Genomic DNA, 11154 nt, shown 5'->3' with positions numbered 1-11154 from the left:
GTGCCCTGGGTGTTACACCTCGAGCACCCGAGCCAGGAACGCCGACCACTTCTCGTTCTGCCCGCTCGCGTCGCCGAACACGTGGTGCCCGACGGCGTGGGTGCCGTGGAACCGGTACAGCCCCTCAGGTCCGCGCACGCCCAGGAACAGGCCGGGAACGCCGTAGTCGACGACACCGGTGATGTCGAACGGTTCCAGCTTCACCTCGTCGCCGACCTGGAAGTCCGCCGGCACACCGAGCGCGGCGGCCAACCGGGGCCACGCGTCCTCCGGTTGCTCCGCGGGAGCCTGTGCGAACACGTAGGTGCCGTGCCGGCCGGGGAAGTACCGCACGTACTGACCGAGCGTGAACAGGTACATGTCCCAGCCGTGCGAAGTCTGGTCGAGGTACTCGTCGCCCCAGCCGTCGCCGAGGATGCCGTCGTGCACGAACCGCAGCACGGTCGAGCCCTGGTCACGGCCCTCGATCAGGTACTCGAACGCGTGGAACGTGCCGTCCTCGGCCTTGTCGGAGGAGTGGGCGAGGCGCTTGCCCGGCTCCCACCCGGTGATGGTGGAGCCCTCCTGGAAGAAGCCCATGTCGATCGACATCCGCCCACCGAGGCGGCCGTCGACCGTGTGCGGGCCCATGAACCACGAGTCGATGCCCGGCCCGGTCGCGATGGCGTCCCAGACCTGCTCGGGGGTGCCCTCGACCTCGACTTCCTTCCTGATCTCGAACTCGCGGGTCACGACTCCTCCTCCTTGGGAGCGACGCTGGGGTGCAGGGCGACGACGACTCGGTGCGCCCGCCCGCCTTCGGCCTGTTCGTCGTGGTACTTCGCGACGAGCCGCGTCACGCACGTGGCGAGCTCTTCGGCGAACGCGGCGCGGTCGGCTGCAGTGGCGAACCGGACCTCGCCGTCCAGCGCGAAGGTCGCGAGCCGCTTCTTCGCCCTGGTCGCGCCCGTGATCAACGTGCCGACGTCGCGGACCAGTCGTGCCGAGACCGCGAGCAGCCATCGGGCGGACAGCCGGTCGGGTGAGCGCGCCGGGTCCGGCTGCACGGCCGCGAGCGCGGTCGGGGAGATCACGTAGGACGCTGCGGTCGCCTGCAGCAGGCGCTCGTTCACGTTGCCCTTGCGCCGTTCCTCGACGAGCTCCACCAGGCCGTGCTGCTCCAGCGTGCGCAGGTGGTAGTTCACCTTCTGCCTGGGCAGACCCACCCTCGCGGCGAGCATCGTCGCCGATCCGGGCTCTGCCAGCTCCGCGAGCAGGCGCGCCCGCACGGGGTCCAGCGACACCTCGGCCGCGGCCGGGTCCTCGATCACCGCCACTTCGAACATGGCGCAAGCGTCACACCGAAAACAAATTTAGTCAAGAACTGACTTGCTGTCGGTGACTTTGCTCCACCTGGGTGGCTTTGAACCCGGTACCGTAAGTGGCGTCTCGATTGGTCGTTGCTTGTTCGCAACCCCTGAGGAGACACATGATCACGATGCTGGTCCTGACCCTGCTGGCCTTGCCGTTCGCGTTGACCGCGGCCAACGTGGGCAGACGCAGGTGGATTCGCAAGAGAGGCGTGGCCAGAGTGCGCGCCGAGCTCGCCGCTTTCCACGACGAGCTGGCGCGGCAGGGTCTCAGTCACTTCTCCGGCGGCTGAAGCACGTTCTTCGACGGTGAGATCCGCGTGACCACGTCACCGAAGCGGTCCATCAGGCCCGCCGTGACGGTGTCCGCCGAACCGACCACGGCGAACTCGTGCAGCACCTCGTCGGTGATCAGCTCACTCATCTCGGCCCACTGCTGCCTGCGGGACATCCGGTGCAGCTCCTCGTGCAACGCGCCCCAGCCGTGCAGGTCCAGCACCGGCTTGTACGCGGGCGTCGACCCGTAGAACGCGATCTGCCGTTTGACGTCGGCGATCTCCTCGTCGTTCGTCGCGGCGAACACCGGACCGCTGATCTCGAAGCCCTCCAACGTCTTGCCGGCCTTGGCCCGGCCGCGGGCGAGCGCAGGCAGCGTCACCTCGCGCAGGTACCGCTCGGTCGTGAAGTTGTGGCACAGGAAGCCGTCCGCGACCTCGCCGGCCACCTCGGTCATCAGCTCGCCCACGCCCGCGAGGTAGATCGGCGCGGTGCCGTGCGGGTTCGGGCCGGGGTCGAAGAACGGCGTCATCAGCGTGTGCCTGTAGAACTCGCCGCGGAACGCCAGCCGTTCGCCGGTCTCCCACGCGTGCCAGATCGCCCGGATCGCCAGCACGAACTCCCGCATGCGCGCGGCAGGTTTGCCCCACGGCATGGAGAACCGCTTGGTGATGTGCGCTTCGACCTGCGAGCCGAGCCCGAGGTTGAACCGGCCACCGGACAGCAGCTGCAGGTCGTTCGCGGTGGTGGCGACGGTCATGGGGTTGCGCGCGAACGCCACCGCGATGGCCGTGCCGAGCTCGATCCGCTCGGTCGCCGCGGCCGCGCCGGCGAGTGCCAGGAACGGGTCGTGCTTGGTCTCGGCGAGCCAGAAGCCGTCGTAGCCCTGCTCTTCCGCCTGCTTCGCGAGGTTCCCGGCGCCGGCGGGGGTGTAGTCGACGGCGCTGCTGTCCAGCTTCATGCCGTTGAGGTTAGAAAACTCTCGGGCGATCAGCGGCGCGGCGGCTCGCAGGCGATCCCGTTCCGGTTCGCGTCCAGTTCGACGCGGTAACCCGGCTGTCCCCAGTAGATGGGCGCCGCACCGGCCCGCCAGGCGTCCTCGCACGTCGCGAAGAACACCGGTTTGGGCTTGGGGGTCGTCGTGGTCGGCTTCGGAGCGGGCGGCGGTGGTGGCGGGGGAGGAGGCGGCGTGGGCGTCTCGGTGGCGTCCTTGCCGCCGCACGGTGCTCCCCACAGCCCGATGGGGACCCGCTGCGCCGCTCCTTCGGCCTCCTTCTGCGCGGGCGTCGCGCTGCCCGTGGTCCGCCCGGCGCCGTTGCCCAGCGCGAGCAACGCGTAGTCGGTGCCGTCCGCGAGGCTGAGCGTGCCGGTGGTGCGGTCGTAGCGCACCTGCTGGCCCAGCAGCATGCTCCTGGCGAACCCCGCGGCCGCCTCCGCCCAGCACGGCCCCGGCTGGGCGAGGCCGTTGACCTCGGCCTTCGAGCCGTCGGACAGCATCACGGAACGGCCGTCGACGATGGACGCCACGGTGATGCCCAGCATGGCCGGTGGCACCGACGGTGTCGTCGTGACCGGCGTGTCGACCGCGGGCTTCTCCACGGCAACGGGAGTCGACTGCTGCGCCTGCGCGGTGCATCCCGCGGTGAGCGCGACCAGCAGGACTCCGCTCACAATTCTCCACCCCGACATGAACCCGAATGGTGCTCTCCGGCCGGAGTGTGGCCAAGGTTACGTATTTCGCTCGGATCGGTTCACAAGTAGTCCGAACTGAAATACGGAGATGCCCAGTTCAGCGTGCGGGCTTCAACGTCCAGACGACGGTCATCTCGCAAGTGGTCACACCTTCGGCGTCGGTGATCGTCACCGTCACCGGGAACTCGGGCCGCGTGCCGGAGTCCAGCTCGGCCAGCACGTCGTCCGCGGACCGGCCGAGAACGGCCTCAGCTCGCACCACACCCATCGCCACCTTCTTGTAGGCGATCTCGGCGCGGACGGCGAGCGGCGTGGCCTTGCCGAGGTGGGCGGCGAACGCGGACATGACGACAGCGCCGGACGCGGACTCGCCGAGGCCGAACATCATCGCGGCGTGCGGTCCGCCGATGTGGTTGTGCAGCGCCTCGTTGTCCGGCAGCGACGCGACGACGCGGCCGGGCGAGACCTCCTCGAACTCGATGCCGGTGGTCTTCACGTACGGCACGGCCTGCTTCATCGCGTTGGCGAGGAACGACACGTCTTGGCTCATGGGACGGATGCTACCGACGAGTAACCAGTAGGGCTACCCGTCGGTAACCGCTACTGCGCGCAGTTGTGCCGCTCCACTGTGCAGTGAGACCTGAAACTCACTTGCAATCCGGCCGGCAGAGATGGATGCTTGTAGCGAGCAACTAGTTGGGTGATACAAGCATCGAGGTGTCAGATGGTCGATCCGGGCAGGTGCATCAGCATCGATCCCGAGCACGAGCTCGCGGATCGGGTGGGCATGGCCATGGTGCGACTGAACAAGATGCACGCTCAGGTCGCCCATCAGATGGCCAAGCAGGGCATGGACAAGTCGGCCTTCGTGCTCCTCGCGACGCTCTCCGCTCTCGGTGAGTGCCGTTCGAGCGCGCTCGCGGAGGCGGTGCTCTCCGACCCGTCCACGGTCAGCCGGCAGGTAGCCGGGCTGGTGAAGGACGGGCTCGTGGAGAGGCGAGCTGATCCGGGCGACGGACGGGCCAGCGTTCTCGCGGTGACGGAGGCGGGACGCAAGCTGATCATCGACCGGCGCCGGCAGCGCAACGAGGCCATCGAGCAGATGTTCGCGGACTGGCCGGACGAGGACCTCAAGATTTTCGCGGAGCTGTTCGAACGCTTCGTCCAGGACTACGAGCGCGCAGTTCCAGCGCTCTTGATCGAACGCGGGACGGGGACCCGCGCAGGAGGGGAAAAGTAGAGATGTCATCAACCACCGAGGCGACACCCGCACCAGGGGTCTCCCTGACGCATCGCCAGATCATGACGGTGCTGTCCGGCCTGCTGCTGGGCATGTTCCTCGCGGCGCTGGACCAGATGATCGTCGCCAGCGCCATGAAGACCATCGCGGACCAGCTGCACGGCCAGACGCTGCAGGCGTGGGCGACCACCGCCTACCTGATCACCGCGACCATCACGACCCCGTTGTACGGCAAGCTGTCGGACATCTACGGGCGCAAGCCGATGTACCTCGCGGCGATCTCGCTGTTCCTGGCCGGTTCGCTGCTCTCGGGCATCGCGACGTCGATGTACGAGCTCGCCGCGTTCCGCGCGGTGCAGGGTCTCGGCGCCGGCGGTCTGATGTCGCTGGCGTTCGCGATCATGGCGGACATCATCTCGCCGCGTGAGCGCAACAAGTACTCGGCGTACTTCATGGCCGTGTTCGGTTCGGCCAGCGTGCTCGGTCCGGTCATCGGCGGTGTGTTCGCGGGTCTGGACACGTTCCTCGGCGTCACCGGCTGGCGCTGGGTGTTCCTGGTCAACGTGCCGATCGCGCTGCTCGCGCTGTTCGTCGTGGGCCGCGTGCTGAACATCCCGCACAACCGGGTCGACCACCGCATCGACTACTTCGGCGCGCTGACGCTGACCGTCGGCCTGGTGCCGCTGCTGATCGTGGCCGAACAGGGTCGCGAGTGGGGCTGGGCCTCCGGCACGTCGATCGCCATGTACGCGATCGGTGTGCTTGGCCTGCTGGCGTTCGTCTTCGTCGAGACCCGCATGGGCGACGAGGCGCTGCTGCCGATGCGGATGTTCCGCAACCACACGTTCGCGCTGGGCAACACGATCAACTTCGTGCTCGGCATCGGCATGTTCGGCGGCATGGTCTCCATCCCGCTGTACCTGCAGATCGTGAAGGGCGTCTCGCCGACGGTCTCCGGTCTGATGCTGCTGCCGATGACGTTCGGCATCATGTCGGCCACCGCGACTGCGGGCCGGATCACGTCGAAGACCGGGCGCTACAAGATCTTCCCGATCATCGGCGCCGCGCTGATGTCGATCGCGCTGTTCCTGTTCAGCACCATCGGCACGAGCACGCCGAACTGGCAGGTCATGATCTACATGTTCATCATGGGCGCCGGTCTGGGCCAGTGCATGCAGACGCTGCTGCTGGCGATCCAGAACGACGCGGAGCCGCGTGACATGGGTGTCGCGACCGCTTCGGCGACGTTCTTCCGCCAGATCGGTGGCACCGTCGGTACCGCGGTGTTCCTGTCGATCCTGTTCAGCACGGTCGGCGACAAGATCGCCGAGGGCTTGAAGGCCGCGATGCAGACCGAGGCGTTCAAGGTCGCTCTGAGCCACAACCCCGGCTTCGCGAAGGCCCTGCAGGCCGGTGGCGGGTCCGGTGTCGACATCAACAACACCGAGTTCCTCAAGAACCTCGACCCGGTGCTGGCCAAGCCGTTCCTGGACGGGTTCTCCAGCGCGATCGACACGGTCTTCATGACCGGCGGCATCGTGATGGTGGCGGCGTTCGTCCTCGTGTGGTTCCTGCGCGAGAAGCCGCTGTCGACCAAGTCGGGTCTGGAGCGGGTGGCCGACGCCGAGGCCATCGCGGTCTGACCTTCAAACGATGAACGGCGCTTTTGTCCACCTCAGGCGGACAAAAGCGCCGTTCATCGTTTCCAGGCTCAGTGGAAGGTCTCGCCGCGCGCCTCGGCGTCCTTCAGGCGCTGGTAGGAGCGCTTGATCTCGGCCTCGGCCTCGGTGCGGCCCACCCAGGTCGCGCCCTCGACGCTCTTGCCGGGCTCCAGGTCCTTGTAGACCTCGAAGAAGTGCTGGATCTCCAGGCGGTCGAACTCCGCCAGGTGGTGGATGTCCCGCAGGTGCTCGTGCCGCGGGTCGAAGGCCGGGACGCACAGGACCTTGTCGTCGCCGCCCTTCTCGTCCGTCATGCGGAACATGCCGATCGCGCGGGCGGCGATCAGGCAGCCGGGGAACGTCGGTTCCTGGACGAGAACGAGGGCGTCCAGGGGGTCGCCGTCCTCACCCAGGGTGTTCTCGATGAACCCGTAGTCGGCCGGGTACTGCGTCGACGTGAACAACGTGCGGTCGAGGCGGATGCGACCAGACTTGTGGTCCACCTCGTACTTGTTGCGCACGCCCTTGGGGATCTCGATCAGGACGTCGAACTCCACTGGTCCTCGCTCATGTAGCCCATTCGTGACGCCACTAGTGTGGACCACGACGCCCTGTCAACCCTCATCGGAGCGGCGGCTGGAGGGTGTGAGATTGCCCGTACCGAGCTGACGGAGGCCCCCTTGCCGGACGAGCCCCAGTGGCCGACCGACGATGACGACGCGGACCTGGACACACCGGTCGCCGAGTCGACGGTGCAGGTCAGCCGCCCGTCAGTGGATCAGCCGACCATGCGGTTCCCCGTCGCGGCGGTGCTGACGCCACCGTCCACTCCGGAGCCTCCGCGATCGTCACCCGTCCGTTCCGACCCGAACGGCGGCCACGGTCCGGCTCTGCCCTCCAACGGGTCCGGCGGGGTTCCGGGCGGATCTTCCAGTGGGAAGCCTCACGGCGCGGTTGGGCCGGACGGCGGCCAACCCCGGCAGGCCCCCGCCGAGCCGCCGCGCGCGGCGCCGGTGCGGATCGCACCGGGCGAGCACGGCAAGCCGGCGCCGGTGGTGGAGCCGAAGAGCGACCAGACCCGCGTGGTGCCGAAGCCGGAAGTTGTCCACAGGCCGGACCAGAAGACGACAGAACTGTCGGTGCCGCCTGGCAAAATTGAAAACGGGGGACCCCAGGGAGGGGACCCCCGCGTCAGCATGGCCGCGAACGCCAAGACGGCGCGGGTCGACCAGTTGCCGAAGACCGAGCCGTCGTGGTTCGACCAGCCGGTGAGACCGGAGTCGCCGCGTCAGGAGCCGCAGCGCACCGAACCACAGCGTGCGGAAGCGCAGCGCACCGAGATGCTGCGCGTGGACCAGCTCCAGCGCTACGAACCTCCGCGCGGCGAGCAGCCTCAGCGTCCCGAGCCCGCGCGTTCCGAACCGCCGCAGCGCCAGGAACCCTTGCGCGCGGACCAGCTCCAGCGCCACGAACCGCCGCGCGCCGACCAACCGCACCGCCAGGAGCAGATCCGCGAGACCCTCCCGGTCTCCGGCTACGACGAGGAGCCGGAAGACCGGCTGACCTCCGACGAGCCGAAGAAGAGCCGCAAGCCGCTGGCGGTCGTCCTCGCCCTGCTGGTCGTGGCCGCCCTCGCCGGCGCCACGATCTACGCGGTGAAGGAGTTCGGCGGCCCCGCGGCCGTCGAGACCAAGCCGCCGGCCCCACCGGCGAACGTCCAGCTGCTGGTCAAGGCCGCCACCGCAGGCGCACCGGCCCCGAGCGCGGCCGGTGTGAAGGCCGCGATCACCGGTCCGGCGGGCAACGCCGCGCTCGGCACGCTGACCGGCAGCATCATCGACCCCGCCGGCGGCACCGCCCTGTGGCAGCAGGGCGACACCACGCCGGCGACCCCCGCGTCGAGCCTCAAGATCCTCACGGCGGCCGCGGCGTTGCTGAGCCTCGACAAGACCGCGCAGCTGTCCACCAAGGTCGTCCAGGGTGCGGAACCCGGCACGGTGGTGATCGTCGGCGGTGGTGACCCGACGATCTCCGGCACGCCCGGCAGCTCCGTCTACCCCGGCGCGGCGACGCTCGACGACCTCGTCAACCAGGTCAAGCAGAAGGGCCCGGTCACCAAGGTCCTGTTCGACCTGAGCCGGTACACGGGCGAGGCGCTGGGGCCCCAGTGGGAGACCGCGGACATCGCGGGCGGTTCGGTGGCGCCGATCGTGCCGTTCATGCTGGACGGCGGCAGGCTCGACCCGAAGAAGGACGTGTCGGCGCGCACCGGCAGCCCCGCGCAGACCGCGGCGGACGCGTTCGCCCAGCGGATCGGCGCTCCCGGTGCCACCGCGGGCACGGCTCCGCAGGGCGCGCAGGTGCTCGGCGAGGTCAAGTCCGCGCCGATCGAGCAGCTCGTCGACAACATGATGCAGATCTCCGACAACGTCCTCACCGAGGCGGTCGCGCGGGAGGTCGCGATCAAGTCGGGCAACGAGCCGTCGTTCGCGGGTGGCGTGAAGGCCGTGCGGGACATCCTCACCAAGAACGGGTTCGACCTCACCGGCGCGAACTTCGTCGACGGCAGCGGGCTCTCCGCCACGAACCGGATCCCGGCCAGGCTGCTCGCCGAGGTGCTGGCCACGGCGGCCAAGCCTTCGCTGGACGACCCGCGCACGGCGAAGCTGCGGCCGTTGCTGACGGCGCTGCCGGTGGCGGGCGGCAGCGGTACGCTGGCCGGTCGCTACGGCGGCAACGCGTCCGACGGCAAGGGCTGGGTGCGGGCCAAGACGGGCACGCTCACCGGCGTCAACGCGCTCGCCGGCATGGTCGTCGACGTGGACGGACGAGTGCTCGTGTTCGCGTTCATGTCGGCGAGCAACCGCAACCCGGAGACCGAGGTGCGGCCCGGCCTGGACGCGATGGCCGCGGCGTTGCGGGGCTGTGGCTGTTCGTAGCGGGGCGTGCGCAGGTAACTTCGGCAGGGTGAACGGCGCGACGGAGGCAGAGCTCGGCCCGGTGGACTGGGAGCTGGCGGTGGCGACCGCCGTCCGGCTCGTGCGGCCAGGTCCGGTGATCGGGAAGGACGAGGCCGACCACGTCGTCGGCAGACTTCGCGAGCTCGCGCCGCAGGCGGAGGTGCACGTCCGCGAGCTGACCGGCCTGGGACAGGGGCTGCCGCTGTTGCCGGGTGAGGTCGTGGACCGCCCCGCGTGGGTCCGGGCCGCCGCACAGGGCCTCGCCGCGCTGACCGCGCCCGGGATGCCGCGCCAGGCCGGTGCGATGGCGAGCATCCTCGCGGGCACCGCCGGTGTGCAGGCGGGCGTCGTGATGGCGTTCCTGTCCTCGCGGGTGCTCGGCCAGTACGACCCGTTCAGCCCGCAGGACCAGCTCGCCGGACGGCTGTTGCTCGTCGCGCCGAACATCGTTGGCGCGCAACAGGCCCTGGACGTCCCCGCGGACGACTTCCGGATGTGGGTGTGCCTGCACGAGTGCACGCACCGCCTGCAGTTCACCGGTGTGCCGTGGCTGCGGAAGTACTTCTCCGACCAGGTCACCGCGCTGCTCTCCACAATGGACGACGACCGCGCACCGCTGCCCGAGGTCATCCGCGACTTCCGGCACAAGCTGCGCGCCGGCGACGGCCCGATCGGACTGATCGAGCTCATCCAGTCGCCGCAGCAGAAGATCGTGCTCGACCGGCTGATCGCACTGTCCACTTTGCTCGAAGGCCACGCCGACCACGTGATGGACGCCGTCGGTCCCACCGTCGTGCCGTCGGTCGGGACGATCCGCAGCCGCTTCACCGCGCGGCGCAAGGGCGGCGGCCTGCTCGACCGGGTGCTCAGGACGCTGCTCGGCGTGGACGCCAAGGTGCGCCAGTACGAGGAAGGCGCGGCGTTCACCGAGTACGTCGTGCAACGCGTCGGCATGGACGGCTTCAACGCGATCTGGACCTCCGCCGACACCCTGCCGACACGCGCGGAGATCGCCGAGCCGATGACCTGGCTGCGCCGCGTGGCACCGTGAACGGTCCGGTCGCCGAGGTCAGGACGGCGGTCCGCAGGTTTCTCGACGATGTGCGCCCGGACGCCGTGACCGTCGCGGTCTCCGGCGGCGCCGACTCGATGGCGCTGGCGTTCTGCGTGGGACGCCTGGTGCCCGGCGCGTCCGCGGTGGTCGTCGACCACCAGCTGCAGCCGGGTTCGGCCGGCGTGGCCCTGCGCGCGGCGTCGTTGTGCGCGGACTTCGGTCTGGTGCCGCGCGTGGAGGCGGTCGAGGTGACCGGGCCCGGCGGACCGGAGGCGGCGGCCCGCAAGGCCCGCTACGCGGCGCTGAGGCCCGCGTCCGGTGTCGTGCTGCTCGGCCACACGCTGGACGACCAAGCCGAGACCGTGCTGCTGGGCCTGGGCCGCGGCTCCGGTCCGCGCTCGATCGCCGGCATGCGCGCGTTCGACCCTCCCTGGGGACGCCCGTTGCTCGGCGTGTCCCGCGCGGTGACGCGCGCTCTCTGCGCGGAACAGGGCATCGAGGTTTGGGAAGACCCCCACAACGCCGACCCCTCGTTCACACGCGTGCGGTTGCGCACAGAGGTCCTGCCGTTGCTGGAGGACGTGCTGCAGGGCGGTGTCGCGTCGTCGTTGGCGCGCACGGCGGCACAACTGCGCGAGGACTGTGACGCACTCGACTCTCTCGCCGCGGCGTTCAGCGGCGACTGCTGTGCCGTGGACGACATCGCCGAGTTGCCCGTCGCACTTCGACGCAGAGTGCTCAGGTCGTGGCTCATCGATTCCGGCGTGCCGGAACTGTCCGATTCGCACCTGCGACGTGTTGACGCACTGGTGAGTGAATGGCGCGGTCAGGGCGGTGTCTGGCTGCCGGGTGGCTTTGTCGTGCGGCGCGCGCATGGCAGGCTCGTTGCAGAACCAGAGTCTTAAGCAGAGGGGACCTGTCC

Annotated in this window: 12 protein-coding genes; 6 read left to right on the top strand and 6 right to left on the bottom strand. The window is 69.4% G+C overall.

What is annotated here, in order from left to right; translation table 11 throughout:
- Positions 1-12: 12 nt before the first annotated feature.
- Positions 13-732 carry an SRPBCC domain-containing protein gene (locus tag ABZV40_RS00950; RefSeq protein ID WP_355433855.1) on the bottom strand — a complete coding sequence of 240 codons (720 nt, stop codon included), beginning with the start codon at positions 730-732 and terminating at the stop codon, positions 13-15.
- Entirely contained in the window at positions 729-1325 is a 597-nt protein-coding gene (locus ABZV40_RS00945) for a helix-turn-helix domain-containing protein (protein WP_355433854.1), read from the bottom strand. The genes ABZV40_RS00950 and ABZV40_RS00945 overlap by 4 nt, the downstream gene beginning before the upstream one ends.
- 143 nt (positions 1326-1468) lie before the next feature.
- Between ABZV40_RS00945 and ABZV40_RS00940 the strand changes: the two genes are divergently transcribed.
- Positions 1469-1642 (top strand): hypothetical protein, encoded by a 174-nt coding sequence (locus ABZV40_RS00940; RefSeq protein WP_355433852.1) that lies wholly within the window; start codon positions 1469-1471, stop codon positions 1640-1642.
- Here ABZV40_RS00940 and ABZV40_RS00935 read toward each other — a convergent pair.
- The 3 genes from ABZV40_RS00935 to ABZV40_RS00925 form a co-directional block, all read right to left on the bottom strand.
- Positions 1624-2586 (bottom strand): TIGR03617 family F420-dependent LLM class oxidoreductase, encoded by a 963-nt coding sequence (locus tag ABZV40_RS00935; protein ID WP_355433850.1) that lies wholly within the window; start codon positions 2584-2586, stop codon positions 1624-1626. The two genes, ABZV40_RS00940 and ABZV40_RS00935, sit on opposite strands and share 19 nt — an antisense overlap.
- A gap of 29 nt (positions 2587-2615) precedes the next feature.
- A complete protein-coding gene (locus ABZV40_RS00930) occupies positions 2616-3296 on the bottom strand; it encodes an excalibur calcium-binding domain-containing protein (protein ID WP_355433848.1) in 681 nt (226 codons plus the stop codon).
- Positions 3297-3414: 118 nt separating this feature from the next.
- Positions 3415-3867 (bottom strand): DUF4442 domain-containing protein, encoded by a 453-nt coding sequence (locus ABZV40_RS00925; RefSeq protein WP_355433846.1) that lies wholly within the window; start codon positions 3865-3867, stop codon positions 3415-3417.
- A 174-nt stretch (positions 3868-4041) separates the two neighbouring features.
- Here ABZV40_RS00925 and ABZV40_RS00920 point away from each other — a divergent pair, with 174 nt between their 5' ends.
- Both ABZV40_RS00920 and ABZV40_RS00915 read left to right on the top strand, forming a co-directional pair.
- Positions 4042-4557: a MarR family transcriptional regulator gene (locus ABZV40_RS00920; protein ID WP_355433844.1), complete on the top strand. Its 516-nt coding sequence runs from the start codon at positions 4042-4044 to the stop codon at positions 4555-4557.
- A 2-nt stretch (positions 4558-4559) separates the two neighbouring features.
- Positions 4560-6200, top strand: a complete 1641-nt coding sequence (locus ABZV40_RS00915) for an MDR family MFS transporter (RefSeq protein WP_355433842.1) — start codon at positions 4560-4562, stop codon at positions 6198-6200.
- Positions 6201-6268: 68 nt separating this feature from the next.
- Here ABZV40_RS00915 and ABZV40_RS00910 read toward each other — a convergent pair whose 3' ends face one another.
- Complete coding sequence (locus tag ABZV40_RS00910; RefSeq protein ID WP_330853529.1) at positions 6269-6775, bottom strand: inorganic diphosphatase; 507 nt, start codon at positions 6773-6775, stop codon at positions 6269-6271.
- 123 nt (positions 6776-6898) lie between these two features.
- Between ABZV40_RS00910 and dacB the strand changes: the two genes are divergently transcribed.
- Genes dacB through tilS form a run of 3 tightly spaced genes read left to right on the top strand, consistent with a single transcriptional unit; the run spans position 6899 to position 11137 of the window.
- The gene (gene dacB, locus ABZV40_RS00905; protein ID WP_355433840.1) at positions 6899-9157 is read left to right on the top strand and encodes a D-alanyl-D-alanine carboxypeptidase/D-alanyl-D-alanine-endopeptidase; all 2259 of its coding nucleotides are present in this window, start codon (positions 6899-6901) and stop codon (positions 9155-9157) included.
- Between the two features lie 28 nt (positions 9158-9185).
- Complete coding sequence (locus ABZV40_RS00900) at positions 9186-10229, top strand: zinc-dependent metalloprotease (protein WP_355433838.1); 1044 nt, start codon at positions 9186-9188, stop codon at positions 10227-10229.
- Positions 10226-11137, top strand: a complete 912-nt coding sequence (gene tilS, locus ABZV40_RS00895) for a tRNA lysidine(34) synthetase TilS (RefSeq protein ID WP_355433837.1) — start codon at positions 10226-10228, stop codon at positions 11135-11137. Before ABZV40_RS00900 ends, tilS begins: the two co-directional genes overlap by 4 nt.
- Positions 11138-11154 lie beyond the last annotated feature (17 nt).

Source organism: Lentzea sp. NPDC004782 (genome assembly GCF_040609115.1).
Lineage (GTDB): Bacteria > Actinomycetota > Actinomycetes > Mycobacteriales > Pseudonocardiaceae > Lentzea.
The sequence above is the reverse complement of the archived record's forward strand: the minus strand, read 5'-3'. Positions and strand labels throughout refer to the sequence as shown.

Bases quoted from the DNA above. Each gene is read 5' to 3' on its own strand.
- ABZV40_RS00945 (WP_355433854.1), bottom strand. From the start codon at position 1,325: ATGTTCGAAGTGGCGGTGATCGAGGACCCGGCCGCGGCCGAGGTGTCG.
- ABZV40_RS00940 (WP_355433852.1), top strand. From the start codon at position 1,469: ATGATCACGATGCTGGTCCTGACCCTGCTGGCCTTGCCGTTCGCGTTG.
- ABZV40_RS00935 (WP_355433850.1), bottom strand. From the start codon at position 2,586: ATGAAGCTGGACAGCAGCGCCGTCGACTACACCCCCGCCGGCGCCGGG.
- ABZV40_RS00925 (WP_355433846.1), bottom strand. From the start codon at position 3,867: ATGAGCCAAGACGTGTCGTTCCTCGCCAACGCGATGAAGCAGGCCGTG.
- ABZV40_RS00920 (WP_355433844.1), top strand. From the start codon at position 4,042: ATGGTCGATCCGGGCAGGTGCATCAGCATCGATCCCGAGCACGAGCTC.
- ABZV40_RS00915 (WP_355433842.1), top strand. From the start codon at position 4,560: ATGTCATCAACCACCGAGGCGACACCCGCACCAGGGGTCTCCCTGACG.